Genomic DNA, 21,174 nt, shown 5'->3' with positions numbered 1-21,174 from the left:
CCGGAATGCCGAACGCGCAAGCGTCATGGCAGCCAGAGGATCCATCTGCTTAAGCTTGGCTGTCAATTCTACCGTGTTCATCTGATTCTTGGTCAGCAAGCCCAGGGTCTCATTGAAATCGCTGGAATTCGGGGAACCTGTAATGGTCACATCACCACGGTTCAATCCTTCCAGACTGCCTTCCAGAGTTACTTTGTGTTCCCCGGTCAGGATGAGGTAGGTACGCTGCGCCCCTACACGAACCCGGTAGATACCCGGTTGTAATGGAGCCTGGGTTTCAATTTTGAAATTACCCTTACCATCGACATCAACTTTCTGAAGGATGTTATTCTTATTATTGATACCGGTCTCATCCAGATAGGCCTGCAGGTTTGCAGCTCCATCCAGATGCCCCTCCAAAACAAAACCTTTCGGGGTGGATTGGCAACCCAAAATACCCGCTGCCAGGGCTACAAAAAGTGAAAAAACAAATATGTTTTTCATATATCTCGAGATTTGTGATTCATTGTTACTGGTGATTCCCCTGAATACTCATTACAAGAACATCTTTACGGGCAAAGAGTTTGTACTATTGTTCCACTCAAAACCATCCATGTCTGTAAAAAGTAAATATTATAAAAAAGCGTAATAATCTGGCTGCAAATATAACATCTGCAATTTGTCTGTAAGGTTACGACTCCCCAAGAATTCCTGTTTTTAATACTTCCTTAACCCAAATCACATCACAAATAGCCGGCAAAGAGGGTTTTCAATTAAAATCCCAGGGTGCTTTCCCGCTCCTCAGATGGTTTACACCGAAATGAGGCCCAAAGTTACGGGATTAATGCACCAGTTTGGAGGGTCTCATTTGTAACGCGTATCACAATGACCTCAGAACAATGAATTGATAAATAAGATGGTAACCAGAAACACCCATAGGATATCCAGGAAATGCCAGTACAGGCGGATAAGCCTTAGTTTCAATCTTTTCTCAGGATCGGAAAAATAGATCATGACACTCAGTGGTTCTTTCATCTTGCGGTGTGCCACTACCAGAAAAGCAATCAGAAAAGGCAAACCGGCCAGCACGTGCACAAAGTGAACGATGGAGAGCAGATACAAATAAGCCGCACCCTGACCACTTTTCAATGACAAATGATGGGATAATAAAGTGTGCCATCCCAACCACTGGCCTCCCAAAAACAACAGGGTCAACACCAGGGTGAACCATAAATACCTTTGATACATTTCGGTTTGATCGTCCAGGTAAGCACGGTAGGCACGATTTATAAATAAGCTGCTTGCAAGCAGGATGCAGGTGGTAACCAGAAATAGGATGGGTATTTGTACCGGGGCAAATCCCTGCACAAACCGTGTGTATAAGTAGGCGCCTGTCAAGCCCAGAAAAAGAGCACTGATACTTCCGATCAGCAACAGCATAAAGATGTTGTAGGGATGAAAGGCCAGATTGGAGTAATTCCTGGGTTCAATATTCGGTTTCATAAACTTTCATGCACTGTCTGAAGGATGGGTTTCAACCATGTAGAGATTCCATCTTCAGCGACCTTCCAATGATAAATGAAAATTCGGGTGTTGCAGTTCAAGTATTTGTGTTAATAAGACCATTCCTTTTATTGGCTTCATTACATTTATTGGACAATTTGTGGTGATGCATCGTGGCTTAACGATTTTTTATTTTATCCTTTGTTTAGTACCGCTCAGCGGCCAGCAATATAGCAGGATTTTTTTTCCTTATTCTTCCAATGGTCAAATGCTTCCCCGGGCATTTGTCGGTGGGCTGAACAACCCGGTCGTCGCTGAAGCTGACTTCAACCTGGATGGGCGCAATGAATTGGTTGTTCTGGATATTGCCGGCGAAACGCCAATGGTTTTTTCATGGAATACCCAGCTCGGTCAGTTTCTTTACGATGAGCAATACCTGGACCGGATTCCTGCTGAAGTGAATGGCTGGATCATCACGCGGGATTACAACTACGACGGGCTGCCAGACCTGTTTTGCAATTCGGACATACCGGGTATACCGGGTATCATTATTTTCAAAGGTGTAAAAGAAGACGATGGGTTGCACTGGGAAAAAGTGCCGCTGAATTCCGGCAGATATCCGGTCCTGAACTACCAGTCCGGGAATAATTTCACCAATTTATACGTCAATCCGGGCGATTTACCGGGTATTGCGGACGTGGACCAGGATGGAGACCTGGATATCCTCAGTTATGATGTGGGTGGTACCGTGATCTACTACTACCAGAATACGACGAAAGAAGATGGGGTAGGATACGATGCTTTACCCTTCCATCTGACAGAACAGTGTTGGGGTAAAGTGGAAGAAGCCGGATTGTCTTCAGACATGATCCTGAGTAAAGATACTTTCAACTGCCCTTCAAGCGTGCAGGATCCGGTCCTGGAAAAAAGGCACTCCGGATCTGCCATCCTGCCCTTTGATCCGGATGGCGACGGGGATATGGATCTGCTCGTTGGGGATGTCGGCTCAAATTTTATTTCCTATCTGCGAAATCATCGCACCCGGGGCACCGATTTCATGGACTTTCTCGAACCTCAGTTCCCGGCGGCTTCCGGTCATGCCGTGGATCTTTTCATATTCCCTTTCCCGATGCAGGCCGATGTTGATATGGATGGAAATGAAGACCTCCTATTTTGTACCGGCGACATCAATAATGGAGCCAACATCAATTCGCTGTGGTTCTACAAGGGTCAGCCCGACAATCCGGATATGCGCTATGCTTTTGTGCAGGAAGATTTCATTTTTGACCAGATTTTTGATGGCGGTAGTGAAGCATTCCCGACCATTCTGGATGTCAATGGAGATGGCCTGCAGGACATTCTGGTGGGAACACGAGGATTTTTCCCGAAAGAAATCGAGTCTGATCCCAGAATTTTCCTCTTGCTCCAGCATTTTGAAAACGGGATGCGCTATTTCTCCATGGAGACCTCCGATTATCTGAGTTTGAATCAATACCAGCTTCAGACGGTTATCTGGCACCCGGTGGCAGGGGACCTGGACCAGGATGGAGATATGGATCTGATTATCGGCGATTATTATGGTCGCATTGCCTATGTCGAAAACCAGGCAGGTCCCGGAGAAGCTCCGCAGTGGGCAGGACCTATCTTTGATTATATGGGCATTGATGTAGGACTGGGTAGTACGCCGACATTATACGATGCCAACCAGGATGGATTGGTTGACCTGATCATCGGCGAGCGTAGTGGAAACCTAAATCTTTATCTGAATATCGGCACCCCCGGGCAGCCAGCCTTTTCGGAAACTCCGGATGATGAATTCTGGCAAAATGTGGATACGCGAAATCCATACGTATTTGCCGGTGCCTCTTCTCCCACCATTTTTCGGACCAGCGACAACCAATGGCGTATGGCATTAGGTTCAGGACCCGGTAATATCTGGTATTACGATCATCTGGATACAGACCCCATTATGGCAGTGGATACAAATTTGGCCGGCATCCGGGAAGGTATCAATACGCACGTTGCCGTTGGAGATCTGGATAATGACGGACAATATGAAATGATCATTGGCAATAGGAGAGGAGGGATCTCAATTTTCAGAACCCCATGGCTACTTTCCACCACCAGTACAGGATATCCGGAATTACACCAGCCTGCTATTCGCTGCTATCCCAATCCGACCCGGGAATACGTGCGTTTGGATGGGATAAATGAATTGGGAACGGTGCAGTTGGTTTCCATGGAAGGCAGAGTAAGTCTCACCTCGGAGAACTACCACCCGGGAGACCGGCTTTATGTGGCAAACCTTCCCGCAGGAATTTATTTTGTACGGTTTACTTCCCGGGGCAGGACGTCAGTAACCAAAATGATCAAGGATTAAGCTGGCAGGGACGGGGCCCGAATAACAGGGATCCAATCCGGACCATGGTTGCACCTTCTTCAAGGGCAATCTTGTAGTCACCGGACATTCCTATGGAGCATTCTCGAAATTCGGGCTTATTCGCGAAATATTTTGCTTTGATACGGTTATAGATGCTTTTAACCAGGGCAAATTCCCGGTGTATCTGCTCCCGGTCCTCGGTAAAACTCGCCATGGCCATCAATCCCCTGATGGTCACAAATGGAAATTGCTCCGGTGGTTCCTGAGCAAGGAATCCTGTCAATTCCTCCTCTGTGAACCCAAACTTCGTTTCTTCCTGTGCCACATGCAATTGCAGGAGTACTGGGATTTTCCGGTTTATTTTTTCTCCTTCAGCATGGATTGCACGAAGCAATTTAGGGCGGTCCACGGACTGTATAAGAGCAATGAAGGGGGCGATGTATTTTATTTTATTTGTCTGTAAATGACCAATCATATGCCACTGGATGTCGCCGGGCAGGTGATCGACTTTTTCCATGATCTCCTGGACGCGGTTTTCGCCGAAAATGCGCTGCCCCTCATCGTAAAGCACTCTGATGGCTTCTACCGGCTTGGTTTTCGACACGGCAACCAGTTGTGCGTGGTACGGCTCCAGCTCTTTTATCAGTTCAGATAACATATTCTGGCATTTTATTTGATAGAAATGTTTAATGTGTTAATTGTTCGTTATCCAACATTTGGGAAGAAATTGACGGAAAATGAAGAATTAACTCAATATTAAGATTATTCGAAAATCTTATTTCGTTCGAAAAGTACAAAACATCACGCCATGGGATACTCAATTGAAACCAATGAAAAAGCAATTCGCGCCAAAGCCATCTGGTACACTGTGATCATTAACCTTATTTTGCTGGGTGGATTATTGCTGGCTACTTCTCCGGAGATGATAAACAGCATCAAAAAGCTGTGGAATCACGAGGTTCAGCCTATAGAACAACCGGTAGCCAGTGCACCTGAAGCCTGAAGCCTGAATCAATCAAAACAACCCGTATAATTTGGACTGTACGGACTGGACCACTGTACCCAGATCTTCCGAGTTTTTGATGAAATCAAGATCATCGATCGGCACGATCAGCAGATCTCCATGCGTATAGTTCTGGATCCAGTCTTCGTATTTTTCATTCAGCCGCTTGAGGTAGTCAAGGCTCATATTCCCCTCATAATCACGGCCACGTGATTCTATATGAGCAACCAGGGTAGATATGCTTGCCCGCAAATAGATCAATAAGTCGGGTGGTTGAATCTGGGAAGACATCGTCTGAAACAACTCGAAATAATTCTCAAAGTCACGCTTTTCCATCAGTCCCATCTCATGCAAATTGGGTGCGAATATGTGCGCATCCTCATAAATCGTCCGGTCCTGTACGATCGTCTTGCTGCCTTTGCGGATATCGATGACCTGTTTGTAGCGGTTGTTAAGGAAATAGATCTGCAGATTAAATGACCAACGCTTCATATCGTGGTAAAAATCCCACAAGTAAGGATTGATGGCCGTATCTTCATACATGACCTCCCAGCCGAAATGGGATGCCAGCTGAGCAGACAATGTGGTCTTACCTGCACCTATATTTCCTGCTATAGCGACATGTTGTATCTTTCTATCCAGCGTCATGTAATGTTCGGTTGTTCAAAATACAAATAAAAGGAATATTTCTACCTTTGGGTCGATGTCCTGCCTTTAAACATCGAATAAATGATGAATCCAATCGATGATGATCTACTTTTAAAACTTGAACATTTAGCTAAGCTAAATCTTGATCCGGAAGAGCGTGCCATCATCAAGTCAGACCTGAACAAAATACTGGCAATGTTTGAGAAATTGCAGGAACTGGATACAAGCCAGGAAGAGCCATTCCGTTATTTCTCGGAAATTAGTGGAGAAAATGTACGCCAGGATGAAGTTAAGGAGCATCTGAGAAGGGAAACGGTTTTAGACCTGGCTCCAAAACACGATGATGCCTTTATCCGGATACCTAAAATGAAAGATTAACCCAGATACGATATGGATCCAATTATCTCAGTACGCGACTTAAGAAAAACATACATCATGGGCATGGAGAAAGTGCACGCACTGAAATCCGTCAGCCTGGACATTTTTCGCAATGAATATGTAGCCCTGATGGGACCTTCCGGCTCCGGAAAGTCCACCTTAATGAACTTGCTGGGATGTCTGGACACACCTACCTCCGGCGAATATCACCTCAACAATCAGCTCGTAAGTGAGATGTCTGACCGGGAACTCGCTACCGTAAGGAACAAGGAGATCGGATTCGTATTTCAGACTTTTAACCTCCTGCCACGTCTTACTACTCTGGAGAATGTTGCCCTGCCACTGATCTATGCGGGGATGAATAAATCCCAGCGTACTGAACTGGCAGAAGAAACACTGGAAGCAGTTGGTCTTGGAGACCGAATGACCCACAAGCCGAATGAACTTTCCGGTGGACAGCGGCAACGCGTAGCCATTGCCAGAGCCCTGGTGAATCATCCTTCCATCATTCTCGCGGACGAACCTACCGGTAACCTGGATACCAAAACCTCCCTGGAGATCATGGCCATATTTGATGATCTTCATGCTGCCGGCAATACCATCATACTGGTGACCCACGAACCGGACATTGCAGAATATGCACACCGTATCGTCCGGCTCCGCGATGGATTGATTGAATCGGATGAAAAAAATACTCGCAAAATAGCTCAACCTTCCTGACCGGGACATGGCGAATAAAATTTATACGAAGACGGGGGACGATGGTACGACCGGGCTTTTTGGTGGCGGCCGGTTGCCGAAAGACCACCTCCGCATTGAGGCCTACGGCACCGTGGATGAATTGAATGCACAATTGGGGTGGGTAGTCGACTTACTGGCCCTGGAACAGATACCCCACCATCTGGATATAGTACAGAATGAATTGTTCGTTGTTGGATCCATGCTGGCAACAAAGCCGGGAAAAAGCATTGGCATCACCATCATCGATGAAACGTCAGTCCATCAACTGGAATCGTGGATGGATGAACTCGATGAGCAATTGCCCGCCTTAAAAAATTTCATACTTCCAGGGGGCCATCAAGCCATATCGTCCTGCCATCTGGCACGTTGCATTTGCCGCCGGGCCGAACGACGCGTTGTTTCACTTTCTCACACCGATGAGGTAGACCACCTCATCATCCGCTATCTTAACCGGTTGTCCGATTATCTTTTTATCTTGAGTCGTTTCGTTGCCCATCGCTTACAAATTCAGGAGCGCGTGTGGAAACCTAGGTAAGAACGACTTCATGCAGGAAAAATCAGTTCATCCCGGTCCCAACAACTTTACCAGGGTGCTCAACCGTATCCCATTTGCACTCATAACTGCTTTTTTATTTGCCTTTCTCGTTAACAACCGGAATGAGGTCCAGTATGATTTCACACTGGGAAAAAGCTGGTCCTACGATGACCTGGATGCTCCTTTCAGCTTTCCGGTAAGAAAAGATCCGGCATCCATTGCTCAGGAAGAGAAAGCTATTGAAGCCAGTTTTTTACCTTTTTACCGGCAAACGATCGATTCATCCGGATGGAGTGCTATCAGGGATAGTCTCCAGGCTATGCCACTGAAAACTCCACTGACTTATCTGCTGGTCCTTAACCGGGTGGATTCCCTGCGTCATGTTGGCATTTTTGATGCCAGTGACGCCGTGCCGGAAGGCATGATCCAGTTGGTCCAACACGATGTTCTCTACAAAATTTGGGGTACATCGCTCATAAGTGATCAGGAGGCCCTTGAAATCGCAGCCAAAGGGATATCCGCAAACGGCCAGGGTGCTAAATTGCAAGTCATTTTAAAGGAAGCGTTAAAGCCAAACGTCTTTTTCGATTCTACGGAAACTACGCTGCAAAAGAATCTGGCCATCGCTCAGGTTCCTGAAACGGAGGGCCTCATCTCCCGGGGTGAACGCATCGTCAGCAAAGGCGAGATCATTACACCGGAATTATACCAGACGCTTGTATCCTACGAACAGGCGAACAACAACAAATTCTTCAATCAGGCCCGCGCCTGGGAGGCATTCGCCGGGTTCTGGATGGCTGCATCGCTGGTGTTATTGCTACTGACATATTACCTGTATGCCTATGAATCGGAAGTATTTAACCGGCCCAGGACGTTATTCCTGTTTATGGCCTGGCCCTTACTCTATACCCTGCTGGTCCTGATCATCGAACGGAACGGGCTTTCCAGCTATTTAATTCCTTTCGCCATCGTCCCCATTGTGATGGTGCATTTCTTTAATCTTCGCCTGGCCATCATCTTACATTTGATCACTGTCCTGCTGGCTAGCCTGGCCTCCAAACTCGGATTCGAATTCATGCTCATCCACATTGTTGCGGGAATCACGGCAGCTTTCCGGCTACAGCGTACCCGGTCACTGAACGAATTTTTCTTTGCGATCATCTGGGTGGGCGCCGTCACAATACTGATGTATGTAGCCCTGACTCTGATCAAACAAGGATTGTATGACGTTGCGGATTGGTATATCCTGATCTGGCTTGGTGTCGGTACCTTCCTCACTTTGCTGGCCTATCCCCTCATACCAATTGTGGGCAGATTGATTGGCCAGGTCAGTGCCATAACCCTGATCGATCTCGCTGACCTCAACCATCCGTTGCTCCGGGCCCTTTCTGTACAGGCGCCGGGAACTTTACAGCACAGTCTACAGGTCGCTAATCTGGCGGAAGCTGCCGGAAAAGCCATAGGTGCACAGAGTGATTTACTGAAAACCGCCGCTTATTATCACGATATCGGAAAAATGGAACACCCTGAGTTTTTCATCGAAAACCAATTGGGAGGCAACCCGCACGACCAACTCACTCCCGAACAGAGCGCAAAAATCATAATGGGCCACGTCCCGGAAGGCGTCCGGCTGGCTGAAAAGGCTTACCTGCCCCGGGTGCTGATCGGATTTATCCAGACCCATCACGGCACCACCATGACACGGTATTTTTATGCCCAAAAAAGCAAGGAATCGGAAGGCCAGGTCAATGAATCCGATTTCACCTATCCCGGACCCAAACCCAGGACTAAAGAAGAGGGTATTCTGATGCTGGCTGACAGTATCGAAGCGGCAGCCAGAAGCTTGCCGGACCCGGTTCCGGATAGACTAAACACCCTGGTTGACCAGATCATTAAAGATAAAATAGAGCAGGGGCAACTTGATAACACTCCACTTACATTCAGTGACATCGTCAAATGCAATTTATCCTTCAAGCAAAATCTGCAAAGCATCTATCATCATCGTGTAGCCTACGAGTAAGCAGATAAGAGCGAAACATTTACACATTCGGGGTTGCTCTAATATGACAGAAATGATTAATTTATAAGGAGTTAGCTTAAAAAATAGTCCGAAAGCTCCTAGGTATTCTCAACCCATCCTCGTACTTTTAACACGGTAACCATCCAATCGTGGACTGTGAATGTAATTTCACTTTCAACAATTGCGATGTCCTGTCTCAGACGAACGATCCTCATCAAAGAAAACTACAGCATTTGAACCTGCAGGTTTGAATAACGTGATTATTTGATGACCAGATCAGTTTAGCAATGAGGGATTTTACACGCCTAGTTTCACAGATTTTCGGAGTAGTAGCTGGGGCTTTGATAGTGCAGACCGGATCCGCACAAATTGCCGATGAGTGTAAACTGGCTTGCCAGGATCAGGTAACCATTTCCTTAAACAGCAATTGCCAGCGACAAGTAGTGCCTGCTGATGTTTCACCCAGTAATATCCTGGTCTGCAACAATCTTACACTAGAATTGGAATATCCCTATGCGGAGTTCAATAGTTTGTATCCATCTCGGGATTATGTTGATGCCGGATTAGTTGGGTATACGATGATCTATCGTCTCATCGATCAGGATACCCGCAATGTTTGCTGGGGTTCTATCCGTGTGGAAGACAAGTATCCTCCCATCATCGATTGTAGTAATGACACCATCAGTTGTCTGCGTTCGGACATTGAATCCAAGACTGTACGCACCCAGGATAATTGCGGCACTTATTTTGGCCGTGGAGAAGTTGATATCCAGTCCCGATGGGAGTCCTACGATTGCGATCAGGATCCGGCATTGATTGGGTATATTGCACGGGAGATAACAGCAACGGACGTATGGGGCAATAGCAAAGTCTGCGCCGATACCCTGTTTATTCTGAAAGAGACCCTGGATAGCCTGGTTTGTGGTCCGGATACGCTACTGGAATGTACCACCGTCGTTTACCGGGACAATAAATTTGTGGAATTACTGTGGAATACCGGCAAGGACGGAGATACTTACCTGGATGCACAGGGATATGCACATCCATGGCCCACGGATGATAGCGGATTATTCCCTGCACCCTATCTTAAAAGTACTGATCCCAATCAACCGGATGGTTTCCTCCTACCGGAGAGAACCGATGACGGTCCCAAATTTAATAACGACGGCAAGTGCATGATCGTCTACGAATACACCGATTATGTATTGACAACCTGCGGTAAATCCTACAAGATCCGCCGGGTTTGGGACATATTCGACTGGTGTACGAAACGGGATACCCAGTGCATACAATGGTTTAAGTTTCAGGATACGGAAGGTCCCGAATTCAGTTCTGACTACCTCCATGTAATGGATGGTAACTCCAGTTCTGGCGATTGTGATTTTATACCGGAATCCGTCTATGATAAAGCGTCGAGTCTGAATGCATGGCTCGTATGTAATGTTTTGACTGCCGATGTATCACCCCACGATTGTAAATCCGGAGTTACCCTTCCGGATCCCCGCCCGCACATCGTGAAGGACTGTGACGATGAATTTGAAGTCTTGTATGAAATCGTCTACGATGATCCCACCCATCCCGGAAAAACGATTATTGAATCCGGGTCCATACCCGCTGGCGGAACGGCGCATGTCTATCTGCCTTACGGGTGGTATTGCGTGGTTTACACCGTTCGTGACGGTTGCTGGAATGAGACCAAACTGGTTCAGGGTGCTAACATTTTCGATAACACTCCACCAGACCCGATATGTGATGAGATCACGCAGGTAACGCTGGATCCGGATAATTGCTGGGCCCGCGTTTATGCCAAAGATCTGGACGATGGCAGCCATGACAATTGCTGCGATCAGCTGCATTTTGCAGTAGCCAGTATGGACTCGATTACTTATTGGAGAAATTACTGGCATGAATATTTCGCTGGATGCCTGGATCCTTACGATTACCACCATTACAGCACTGAAATTGATGAGGTCATCGAAGAGTGGATCAACATTTTTGTTTTTGACGATTACATTGACGTAACCGAATGTGGCAGTGAACAACTGGTATTGCGTGTTTACGAAGCATGCGACCTTCCTGTTTATGATCCGCACCTGTTCTATGGTGGCGAACACGAATGGTATTGGTGGAATCTGTCCGAGAAGTTTGCAGGATGGTACATGTACAAACTGGACGAATACATCCACTATGGCGATCCGCGTCCTGGTTTTTCATGTGATTTTGTGGATCTTACCCCATCTGTTCCGGCTGCTTCGACATTCATGACCACAACAGGCAAATCAACCAGTGAACTGGTCTCATTCCATAACCCAATTCTCTGGGAACCTGAATTTTATGGCATCACTTGCTTCTCTCCTGAAGATCATGGGTCTTTTGCAGCTCCCGTTTGTGGTTATGGTGGGTTGATCCCAATTTACAATGAATGGCACAGCCGGGTTGTTGACACCTATCCTGACGAATATTCGATTACCTGGAGTCTGAGTATCAGCAAGCGGTGGGCTTTCCCCCACCTGTACAACGATTGTATGATCGAGGTCCGGAAGGACGACAAACAACCTCCGGTCGTGATCGCTCCGGATGACATTACCGTATACTGTGATGGTGTGCCTTACTGGTGGGAACTCACAAAGCCCTATGCCGGTGGTACCAAGACCTATAAAGTTACCGGCCATGGTGCGCAATTCACGCATGATGTATGCTGGAATGAGGATGTCCTGACCAGCTACTGTTCGGACCCCTTTGTATCTTCCGGGGCATCAGGATTACCCAGTACATCCAATGATGACAATTTAAGCGCTTGTTGCGTAGAAGTGCCATGGAATAGCGTTTATGGATATTATCACGGTTCAGCCTGTGGAGATGATTACAGTTATACCGGTAAACCATCTTGTGATGACTATTCCGATTGGTATGACACGCACAGCTGGCAGCCCATCTATTGCCGGCTTTGGCTGATGCTCGATAAATACGATGCAGACTACCAAACTGGGCAGGATGATGGCGCACATCCGGATCCCCGCCATTATTTTGATGAAACAGCAGCTGACTGGGTCATTACGGATAACTGCTGGGCACCTGAATACGAAGAGGTCATTGAGGGAGGCCTTAATGAATGCGGTGTAGGTACACTGACCAAAACCGTTACTGCTGTCGACAAGTGTGGCAACACTTCGTACGATCATCAGACACTGGTTGTTCTTCCCCGCTCCGATTTCGAAGTCATCTTCCCGGAAGATGTGGTTGTGACCTGTGATGAGGAGACCGATCTCGATGCCAGCACAGAAGGAGCTGGATATCCTGTCATCAGTGACGATGACTGCGAATTGATCGGTGTGACCTACAGTGATGAAAAGTTTGAGACAACCGAAGGCTGTTATAAGATCCTGCGGACCTGGAAATTGATCGATTGGTGTGTCTTTTCACCGGATATTCACAGTCGTTATCCGGATGTTATTGTTGACGATCGCCTGGTAGCATCTGCTGATCGCTGCTGTGTTCACCGTAATTTGAAGGATGACGGTGACGGATACATGACCTATCTTCAGGTCATCAAGGTGATTGATGAGATTGCTCCTGAAATTTCCTGTAATACATTGGAGCCCACCTGCATATTCGATTATAACTGCGATGCGGCTACAGTCAATTATGATTTGCTGGCCAGCGGTTCAGACAATTGTACTCCCGCGAATGAAATCGTTTACCGTCATATTGTAATGGCTTCCGGCGTTCCGGTTTATTATGGATCAGGTTCTGTCCTGGAGAAAGAATTGCCGGTTGGGGAATATGGAGTATGGTTGATCGGATCGGATGGATGTGGTAACGCTGACAGTTGTTATACGACCTTCAGTATCATGGATTGCAAGAAGCCTACACCATATTGCTATAATGGTATCGCAACTGTGATCATGCCAAGTTCCAAGACGATCACCATTTGTGCCGCTGATCTGGATGCCGGTAGTTATGATAACTGTACGGAGCAGGGCAAGCTTAAATTTAGCTTCACAGAGAATCCGGATGACAGCTGTAAAGTATTTGATTGTGATGATGTTTACTTCAATCTGAATGAGCTGATCGAGGTGATGTTCTGGGTAACCGATGAAGCTGGTAACCAGGACTTCTGTTCAACATACATCCGGTTGCAGAATGGTTCAGATCAACCGTGTAAAGACATTTCACTGACTGCTTATTCTGTCAGCGGAACCATCCAAACAGAAAAAGGACAGTTGGTTCAAAACGTGAAGGTGTCCATTGAAGCACCTGGGTTTGCTTTCACTTCCAATACGACGAACACCGGCACCTATGTATTTACCAATATCCCGGGTCATGAAAATTACCGGATCCGTCCCTATAAGAACGATGATCCGGTCAATGGGTTATCAACCCTGGATATAGTACAGATCCAAAAACACATACTGGGCGTTGAGAAGTTGACCTCTCCCTACCAGATGCTCGCTGCTGATATCAATAAATCAAATTCCATTACAGCAGTGGACATCATTGAATTGCGTAAGATTATCCTGGGATACAGCGACCAAATGCCGAACAACACAAGTTGGCGGTTTGTAGCTTCCGATTATTCTTTTGCGGATATCTATTCGCCATGGAATGCTTCAGAAATGAGACCAATGCAGGATATCAGCGAAGATAAAACCGGCATGAACTTCGTAGCTGTCAAGGTTGGAGATGTCAATGGAAGCGCTTCTGCAAGTGGTTTACAGTCTGTAGAGGTACGCACCAACGAAACCTGGAACCTTACAACGAACCACTTTGATCTGACACCACACACGAAGTTGGATGTTCCAGTTTATGCATACAATTTATCGGATAAAATAGCAGGTGCTCAGTTCACCCTTTCCGGACATGATGTCAAATTCCTCGGACTTTCTTCGGGAAGCATCCAGGTAGACCAAAGCATGTTTGCTGTTCTTGAACCAGGGTTGATGACGGTCACCCTGGATCAGAAAGGTAAAACCTTCTCCAACTCTCCGGAGCCGCTATTCTACATTCAACTGGAGTCCAATACCAAGGCACCTGCTGAAGAAGCTATTCAGTTAGGTTCATTGGTCACCGCAGCAGAAGCCTACCGGCCTAATCTGACCGAAGTACTCAGGGTAGGATGGGAGTCCTCCACGCTGGACCATGCAGTTGATGGCTGGTATATGTACCAGAACTATCCGAATCCATTCAGCGATCAGACCATGATCGGTATAATCGCACCAAAAGATGGTAAAGCGGAAATGGAAGTCTACGACATTCAGGGCAGACAAGTATTTGTGAAGCAGGTTGAATGTAAGAAAGGATACAACGAGCTCAGGATTTCTGCTGAGGATCTTGCCGGGCATACCGGATTGCTCTATGTAAAACTGAAAGTTGCCGAACTGACACTGCAGCAGAAAATGTTGAAGATTCAATAAAACCCATTATCAAAACCATTTCAGAAAAAGACTCCCTGTGGCTGATCCCTGCAGGGAGTTTTTTTATTTCCCATTCACTCAAACACTAACCCAAACTGATGTAGCTCACGAAGTTCACGCTCACACCCCAACCCGCCTGATATCCGTGTGAGTGTGAGTGTGGGAGTGATCAATTCAATCAAGAAGTTGCGTTCTTCACGCTCACTCTCCAACCCACTCTGCTATCCGTGTGAACGTCAGTGTGCGACCGATCAAAGCAATCCAGAAGTACATTTCATTCGCCCTCTTCGCTCTCTCACGCCAACCCACTCTGTTATCCGTTTGAACGTCAGTGTGGGAGTTATCAAATCAATCAAAAAGTACATTTCACTTGCCCTCTTCGCTCTCTCACTCCAACCTGTTATCCGTTTGAACGTCAGTGTGGGAGTTATCAATTCAATCAAGAAGTACATTTCACTTGCGTTCTTCACGCTCACTCTCCAACCCACTCTGATATCCGTGTGAATGTCAGTGTGCGACTGATCAAAGCATTCAAGAAGTACATTTCATTCGCCCTCTTCGCTCTCTCCACTCTGATATCCGTGTAAATGTCCGTGTTCGAGTGAACAAAGCAGTCCCACTCACAAAGACCTCAGTACGGGAGTTCGAAACAATAGGATAATTCTGATTAAACTTACTTTTCCCTGACTACGGAGCAATCAGGCTTTTTCCCAGATCAGCTTCCGGGAGCTTGACCATTCAAAGGTGTTGAAGAAAACGAGAGAGAAGAAGACCGTTCCGGCAAGTGATTTCCAGAAGAATGGAATACCGGCGGCATAGCAGATCAATAATCCGCTGGTGTTTTGTGCATACATGGTACTGCCCAGCCAACTGCCAAAATTGGAGACCAGGAAGAAAACGACACTTGCAGCTACGCTACTACCCAGCACCGTCCACAAATTGATTTTTTTCAACGTCAACCACCCGAGTCCAACGATCAACAGAAAACCCAGATAGGACCAGCCGAAACCAAAAAAGCGTCCCCATCCACTTACATATTCGCTGTAAACGAAATTATTAAGCAGGAGGTCACTTATCCACAGGGTGATGACTGGAACCAAAATGCTAAGACTTTTACGGCCAACATAAGCAGCGCTGAACAATGCAATGGCGCCCAATGGCGTAAAATTATACATATGCGGTATGAGCCGCGATAGTACTCCTATTCCAACCAATACGAAAATCCACCAAGCAGTTTGTTTCTGTATTTTGTGCATTGTTCTACTTTTGATGTCGAGTTAAGGTTACAAATATCCAATTCAAATATCAAATAATCAAATATTGATGAATCCAATGCGAATATCTATGATCAGGGACATCCGGCGGCTTCGTTGTTTCATTACCCTGATGTTGGGGCTATTCTTTCTGAATGCTGATGCTCAGCCCGATCGCTGGCAACAGCGTGTGAGCTATGAAATGAAGATTGACTTTGACGTTAAAACCCATCAATTCAAAGGTACACAGCGACTGGTTTATCTCAATAATTCACCGGATACCCTTGACCGGGTATTCTATCATCTCTACTTTAATGCTTTTCAGCCCAACAGTATGATGGATGTACGTAGCCGTACCATCGCAGATCCCGACGGAAGGGTAGGGAGCAGGATTTCCCGGCTGCAACCAGATGAGATCGGTTACCAACACATCCAATCCCTGAAGCAAAACGGAACAGAGGTTAGCTATCAGGATGAAAATACCATCCTGGAAGTTAAGCTTGCCGAACCCATTATGCCGCAATCCTCTGCCGTCCTCGAGATGGAATTCACCGGCCAGGTTCCCATACAGATCCGCCGCTCCGGACGTGACAATGCCGAAGGCATCGCTTATTCCATGGCTCAGTGGTATCCGAAAATGTGCGAATACGATTACCAGGGATGGCACGCTGACCCGTACATAGCCCGGGAGTTTTATGGTGTATGGGGCGATTTTGATGTGACTATTACCATCGACTCTTCCTACACCATCGGTGGTAGCGGATATCTCCAGAATCCCTGTGAGATCGGTCATGGCTATTGTGCGAATCCCAGCCGGAAAGATCAGAACGGAAAGTTGACCTGGCATTTTCTGGCACCGAATGTACACGACTTCATGTGGGCCGCCGATCCGGAATACCGTCATTTAACGCACAAAGCTGCTGATGGTACCGAGTTGCATTTTTTCTTCCAGGAAAATGACCGCACAAAAGACTCCTGGCCCCAGTTGGGGTCGATTATGGACAGTGTTTTTTCCTATGCTGACCGCAATTTCGGGAAGTATCCCTACAAACAATATTCATTCGTTCAGGGTGGAGACGGAGGCATGGAATATCCCATGGCCACGCTGATCACCGGTGAACGCTCCCTGGGCAGCCTGGTAGGCGTGGCTACCCACGAATTAATGCACAGCTGGTACCAGATGGTACTCGGGACCAACGAGAGCCTGGTTGCCTGGATGGATGAAGGCTATACCAGCTATGCCAGTACGCGGATCATGGACTATCTGGTCCGAAATAAAATCATTGCCGGCACGCCAAGTGACAACCCTTTTCAGCGGGTTTATGCCGGCTATACCCGGTTTACTCAATCCGGAGCTGAAGAGCCACTTTCAACGCATGCCGATCACTTCCAGACAAATTCGGCTTACGGAATGGGATCCTATACCAAAGGCCAGATCTTCCTTAACCAGTTGGAATACGTCATTGGAAAGCCAGCTTTTGACCGGGGTCTGCTCCGCTATTTCAATACCTGGAAGTTCAAACATCCGAATGCGAACGACTTTATCCGCATCATGGAAAAAGAATCCGGCCTGGAGCTCGACTGGTATAAAGAGTATATGGTCAACACCACACATACCATCGATTATGCCATCGAAAATATAGAGGCAGCAGGGGATTCCACCCTTATTACCCTCAGACGGATCGGGTTGATGCCGATGCCACAGGACGTTATCGTGCAACGAAAAGGGGGACAACCACTTGCCTTTACCATTCCACTGACCCTCATGCGGGGAGAAAAACAGGAGCTATGGGAAGGCCATCCATTTCAACTTTTACCGGACTGGCCATGGACTCATCCGCAATATCAGTTCAAGATCCCTGTTAAGCACCAGGATGTCGAAAAGATTGAACTGGATCCCAGCCAACGGGTGGCGGACGTTGATCTGAGCAACAATATTTTTCCGGCCAATTAGAGGTCAGCGCGACGGATCACCCGGTAGGTGATGAAGAGGAAAATGACGATGTAAATGGAGGATGTAAGCACTGCTTCCCAGGGTTGCAGGAAAAGTGGGAAGGGCATGTCCTTCTGCTGAATAGCATCGGCATATTCGAAAAAAGGATTGGGCTCGAGATCTTCAATGGCATTCATCGGGTAGAAAAGCATGCTGCGGTGATTGAACAATTGATAGTGTACGGCCCAGCGCAGGATAGGTTCTAAAAACAAGACATAGGTTAGATAAAATATCGTTGCCAGGGCTGAACGTCTGAAGACCACTGCCAGCATCCAGGCGAAACTCATATAACCCAGGCACATCAGCCAGTATCGTAGAACCCACTCCCAGCGTTCCGTGATCAGGTCAATGGTAATATCGGGTGTATGGATCAAACCATATGCCAGGCAGCTGATCCAATACAACAAGGTAGCCACTGTGCTGATCATCAGGATTGTATAAAGTTTGGCCTGAAACATCTGACTACGGCTTAATCCGGTGATCAGGTTTTGCCGGAAAGTCTTTGAACTGAATTCCGATGAAGTCATGTAAATGGCCAGAAACCCTAACAGAATAAAAGCAAGCCAGTTACCTATGTATCCCTGATAGACGTAAACAGAGGGAAACTCAAAGATGGCGGACGGCGCCGGTAAAGGTGGTGGTAGCTCCGGGAACTTCTTACCGGTAAGTAACAGAAAGCTCTGGCTGATAACAAAAAATAAGAGAAGCACTTTTACCAGGCCATTGTTCCGGTACTTGAGCCACTCCAATGTCAGTAAATAGCGTATCATCCGTTTTGTGCAATTAGGGTAAGGAATTCATCTTCCAGCCGATTGGCTTTTTCACGTAGGTGGGTAAGTACCAGATGGTGATTAAAAGCCATCCGGTTTATTTCGGCCAGGTCGGTACCAGGACTAACCTCCAGCTCCAACTTATCCTCCTTTTCAGACAACTTGATGATGCCGGGAAAAGTGGATAATATTAGCTTCAAATCTGCCAGGTCCGCACAACCAACTTCAATGATCCGGTTTTCTGTTAGGATATTGCCTACCCGACCCGCCTTAAGCAACCTTCCCTGCATCAGGATGGCGACATGGGAACAGATCTTTTCCACCTCATCGAGAATATGGCTGGCCATGATGACAGTTTTCCCCATCGCCGCAATCTGTAACAAGGTATTACGGATATCTACAATCCCCGCCGGATCTAGTCCATTGGTTGGTTCATCGAAGATCAACACCTGAGGAGATCCGATCAGCGTGGAGGCTATGGCCAGGCGCTGCTTCATCCCCAGAGAATAGGTACGGAAGGGTGAATGTTTGCGGTGAGACAGCTTGACCAGTTCAAGATATTCTTCGATCGGATCATCATAACTTTTCTTTATGTGCTGGATAATCTTCAGATTCTCCAGCGCATTCAGGTAAGGATAGAAATTAGGCGTTTCAAGGATAGCTCCGATTTGTTTACGGTACTCCCAGCCATATTTTCCATCAAACCAGGTGAAGTCACCGGATTGTGCGTGTAGAATGCCAAGGATGATACCCAGCGTGGTAGTCTTGCCACTGCCATTTGGCCCCAGTATGCCCCAGACCTGACCGTGATCTACATCCAGGTCGAGGTGATCGAGCGCCACGATCGGGCCGTATGACTTGGTCAATCCCCGTATAGTCAATACATTTCCCATAAACCGAATCTACCGAATTCATTTTCTGGAATAGGATGATTTCGATGAGGATTACGGATATTTGGATGAAAGGTGCCATTCAGACCAGTAAGGCTTGCGCGAAATCCACGTACATATCGATTCCATTACCACCGACCAGGGCAAAGAACTTGTCGGCAAATTGGCTCTGACCTGGCAGGAGGGCGAGATTGTCGCCCTGACTGGCTCTTCCGGTGCCGGCAAGTCCATCATCTGCAAATTCATTTCCGGCATACTACCGGAAAACCTGCACGCTACCGGATATGTTTCGTACATCTCTGATGAAGGACGTCAGGAACTATCCACCAAGTCCGAGAAGGAACGAACAGCATGGAACGCCGGAAAGATGGTTTACCTGACTCAGGAAACCGATCTGGCATTCAATCCATTACGCAAAATTTCAAAATCCTTCAGGGATGCGCTATCCCTTGCAGGCAAACCAAACGAGCGCTCACAGATGGACAGGTGGTTTGAAGCAGTGGAGTTGGGTCCTGATATGCTGGACAGATTTCCACATGAATTGTCCGGTGGACAAGTACAGCGTGCATTACTGGCGATAGCACTGGCAACAGGTGCCCGGTGGATCATTGCGGATGAGCCTACTTCCAATCTGGATAAACTCACCCAAAAGAAGATCATAGAACTAATGATCCGGCTCCAGAAGAGTGAAAAACTGGGTCTTCTACTGGTAACCCATGATGTCAGCCTGTCCAAAACCCTGGCAACAAAAAGCATAGTGGTAGGCGATCTGAAGCCACCATCCTGTAAACTGCAACCATTGGATCCAGTCGGCAAAGAAAACTTGCTCGACGTTTCCGGGCTCGGCTTTGATTATCGTGCAAAAGGGTGGGGTAGAAGGGTGCCCATACTTCGGGATATTGACCTTACAGTGCATCCTGGAGAATGGGTCGGCGTGATCGGAAGCAGCGGGGGTGGCAAGTCCACATTGGCAAAGGTTATCACGCGTCTGATCCCATTGCAGCAGGGAAGTATTATTTTCCGGGGTGAACCGGTCCGGTCCATGAGCCGCAATGCTCAATCAAACGCCATTCAGCTGGTCTTTCAAAATCCTTATACGTCCTTGAATCCCAGATTACCGGTTCTGGAGCAGCTGAAGGATGCCATAGTGCCATCCGAGATCAACAATGAGCCCTGGAAGCCACTCCTCGCTGCATTTGGCCTGGAAGGATTGGCTCTGGACAGGCTACCCGGATATTACTCCGGGGGAGAAAGGCAACGGCTTGCGATCATTCGGGCCTTACTGAAGCAACCCCAACTATTGATCGCAGATGAAGCAATTTCCAGTCTTGATGAAGACAACCAGTATCAAACCCTCCATACCTTACAGCATATAACCGGCACGTCACAACTTTCAGTACTCTTTATTAGTCATGACATCACCTGGATGCAACAAGTTTGTAATCGTCTTTATGTCCTGGACCAGGGTCGGATTGTAGAATCTGGTCCAACCCCATCCATGCTCTCCAATCCAAAAAATCCTGTCACTATGGCATTGCTGGATGCCGCCAATGGTAAAATTTAGCCTCCTATAGGCGGGATGTTTATAATGATGTTACTATCCTTGGTATTAATTATTTGTTATTTAGGTCGAAAAAATGTGACCTTCCATGTAACCATTCGTAGCT

Annotated in this window: 15 protein-coding genes; 9 read left to right on the top strand and 6 right to left on the bottom strand. The window is 47.1% G+C overall.

The features are described from left to right. Positions 1-870 precede the first annotated feature (870 nt). Positions 871-1,482, bottom strand: coding sequence for a cytochrome c oxidase subunit 3 (locus tag H6570_08780; GenBank protein ID MCB9319363.1), 612 nt, complete (start codon positions 1,480-1,482; stop codon positions 871-873). A 166-nt stretch (positions 1,483-1,648) separates the two neighbouring features. Between H6570_08780 and H6570_08775 the strand changes: the two genes are divergently transcribed. Beyond that, positions 1,649-3,862, top strand: a complete 2,214-nt coding sequence (locus tag H6570_08775) for a T9SS type A sorting domain-containing protein (GenBank protein ID MCB9319362.1) — start codon at positions 1,649-1,651, stop codon at positions 3,860-3,862. On the opposite strand, the gene H6570_08770 is transcribed toward H6570_08775, so the two are convergent. After that, positions 3,852-4,520: a YggS family pyridoxal phosphate-dependent enzyme gene (locus H6570_08770; protein MCB9319361.1), complete on the bottom strand. Its 669-nt coding sequence runs from the start codon at positions 4,518-4,520 to the stop codon at positions 3,852-3,854. The two genes, H6570_08775 and H6570_08770, sit on opposite strands and share 11 nt — an antisense overlap. Positions 4,521-4,670: 150 nt before the next feature. Here H6570_08770 and H6570_08765 point away from each other — a divergent pair, with 150 nt between their 5' ends. Next, complete coding sequence (locus H6570_08765; GenBank protein MCB9319360.1) at positions 4,671-4,865, top strand: hypothetical protein; 195 nt, start codon at positions 4,671-4,673, stop codon at positions 4,863-4,865. Positions 4,866-4,877: 12 nt separating this feature from the next. Here H6570_08765 and H6570_08760 read toward each other — a convergent pair whose 3' ends face one another. After that, the gene (locus H6570_08760) at positions 4,878-5,513 is read right to left on the bottom strand and encodes a deoxynucleoside kinase (protein MCB9319359.1); all 636 of its coding nucleotides are present in this window, start codon (positions 5,511-5,513) and stop codon (positions 4,878-4,880) included. A gap of 81 nt (positions 5,514-5,594) precedes the next feature. Here H6570_08760 and gatC point away from each other — a divergent pair, with 81 nt between their 5' ends. The 5 genes from gatC to H6570_08735 all read left to right on the top strand — a co-directional run bounded on the left by gatC (position 5,595) and on the right by H6570_08735 (position 14,601). Beyond that, positions 5,595-5,891 (top strand): Asp-tRNA(Asn)/Glu-tRNA(Gln) amidotransferase subunit GatC, encoded by a 297-nt coding sequence (gene gatC, locus H6570_08755; protein MCB9319358.1) that lies wholly within the window; start codon positions 5,595-5,597, stop codon positions 5,889-5,891. Between the two features lie 21 nt (positions 5,892-5,912). After that, positions 5,913-6,611, top strand: coding sequence for an ABC transporter ATP-binding protein (locus H6570_08750; GenBank protein ID MCB9319357.1), 699 nt, complete (start codon positions 5,913-5,915; stop codon positions 6,609-6,611). 7 nt (positions 6,612-6,618) lie between these two features. After that, positions 6,619-7,167 carry a cob(I)yrinic acid a,c-diamide adenosyltransferase gene (locus H6570_08745; GenBank protein ID MCB9319356.1) on the top strand — a complete coding sequence of 183 codons (549 nt, stop codon included), beginning with the start codon at positions 6,619-6,621 and terminating at the stop codon, positions 7,165-7,167. Positions 7,168-7,177: 10 nt separating this feature from the next. Further along, positions 7,178-9,187 (top strand): HDIG domain-containing protein, encoded by a 2,010-nt coding sequence (locus H6570_08740; GenBank protein ID MCB9319355.1) that lies wholly within the window; start codon positions 7,178-7,180, stop codon positions 9,185-9,187. A 287-nt stretch (positions 9,188-9,474) separates the two neighbouring features. Continuing rightward, complete coding sequence (locus H6570_08735; protein ID MCB9319354.1) at positions 9,475-14,601, top strand: T9SS type A sorting domain-containing protein; 5,127 nt, start codon at positions 9,475-9,477, stop codon at positions 14,599-14,601. A gap of 698 nt (positions 14,602-15,299) precedes the next feature. On the opposite strand, the gene H6570_08730 is transcribed toward H6570_08735, so the two are convergent. Next, positions 15,300-15,857, bottom strand: coding sequence for a hypothetical protein (locus H6570_08730; protein ID MCB9319353.1), 558 nt, complete (start codon positions 15,855-15,857; stop codon positions 15,300-15,302). A 130-nt stretch (positions 15,858-15,987) separates the two neighbouring features. Here H6570_08730 and H6570_08725 point away from each other — a divergent pair, with 130 nt between their 5' ends. After that, positions 15,988-17,808 (top strand): M1 family metallopeptidase, encoded by a 1,821-nt coding sequence (locus H6570_08725; GenBank protein MCB9319352.1) that lies wholly within the window; start codon positions 15,988-15,990, stop codon positions 17,806-17,808. On the opposite strand, the gene H6570_08720 is transcribed toward H6570_08725, so the two are convergent. Next, positions 17,805-18,617, bottom strand: a complete 813-nt coding sequence (locus H6570_08720; protein ID MCB9319351.1) for an ABC transporter permease — start codon at positions 18,615-18,617, stop codon at positions 17,805-17,807. The genes H6570_08725 and H6570_08720 overlap by 4 nt on opposite strands. Next, positions 18,614-19,510, bottom strand: coding sequence for an ABC transporter ATP-binding protein (locus tag H6570_08715; protein MCB9319350.1), 897 nt, complete (start codon positions 19,508-19,510; stop codon positions 18,614-18,616). The genes H6570_08720 and H6570_08715 overlap by 4 nt, the downstream gene beginning before the upstream one ends. Positions 19,511-19,604: 94 nt before the next feature. Here H6570_08715 and H6570_08710 point away from each other — a divergent pair, with 94 nt between their 5' ends. Beyond that, the gene (locus tag H6570_08710; GenBank protein MCB9319349.1) at positions 19,605-21,071 is read left to right on the top strand and encodes an ABC transporter ATP-binding protein; all 1,467 of its coding nucleotides are present in this window, start codon (positions 19,605-19,607) and stop codon (positions 21,069-21,071) included. The last annotated feature ends 103 nt before the right edge of the window (positions 21,072-21,174 follow it).

The sequence above is a fragment of the Lewinellaceae bacterium genome, from assembly GCA_020636135.1.
In the GTDB taxonomy this organism is placed as follows: Bacteria; Bacteroidota; Bacteroidia; order Chitinophagales; family Saprospiraceae; genus JAGQXC01.
Note: the sequence above shows the minus strand (reverse complement) of the source record. Positions and strands in the feature narration are given on the sequence as shown.

Excerpts from the sequence above, each read along its gene's own strand:
- H6570_08780 (MCB9319363.1), bottom strand. The coding sequence starts at position 1,482 with ATGAAACCGAATATTGAACCCAGGAATTACTCCAATCTGGCCTTTCAT.
- H6570_08775 (MCB9319362.1), top strand. The coding sequence starts at position 1,649 with ATGCATCGTGGCTTAACGATTTTTTATTTTATCCTTTGTTTAGTACCG.
- H6570_08770 (MCB9319361.1), bottom strand. The coding sequence starts at position 4,520 with ATGTTATCTGAACTGATAAAAGAGCTGGAGCCGTACCACGCACAACTG.
- H6570_08765 (MCB9319360.1), top strand. The coding sequence starts at position 4,671 with ATGGGATACTCAATTGAAACCAATGAAAAAGCAATTCGCGCCAAAGCC.
- H6570_08760 (MCB9319359.1), bottom strand. The coding sequence starts at position 5,513 with ATGACGCTGGATAGAAAGATACAACATGTCGCTATAGCAGGAAATATA.
- gatC (MCB9319358.1), top strand. The coding sequence starts at position 5,595 with ATGATGAATCCAATCGATGATGATCTACTTTTAAAACTTGAACATTTA.
- H6570_08745 (MCB9319356.1), top strand. The coding sequence starts at position 6,619 with ATGGCGAATAAAATTTATACGAAGACGGGGGACGATGGTACGACCGGG.
- H6570_08740 (MCB9319355.1), top strand. The coding sequence starts at position 7,178 with ATGCAGGAAAAATCAGTTCATCCCGGTCCCAACAACTTTACCAGGGTG.
- H6570_08735 (MCB9319354.1), top strand. The coding sequence starts at position 9,475 with ATGAGGGATTTTACACGCCTAGTTTCACAGATTTTCGGAGTAGTAGCT.
- H6570_08730 (MCB9319353.1), bottom strand. The coding sequence starts at position 15,857 with ATGCACAAAATACAGAAACAAACTGCTTGGTGGATTTTCGTATTGGTT.
- H6570_08725 (MCB9319352.1), top strand. The coding sequence starts at position 15,988 with ATGTTGGGGCTATTCTTTCTGAATGCTGATGCTCAGCCCGATCGCTGG.
- H6570_08720 (MCB9319351.1), bottom strand. The coding sequence starts at position 18,617 with ATGATACGCTATTTACTGACATTGGAGTGGCTCAAGTACCGGAACAAT.
- H6570_08715 (MCB9319350.1), bottom strand. The coding sequence starts at position 19,510 with ATGGGAAATGTATTGACTATACGGGGATTGACCAAGTCATACGGCCCG.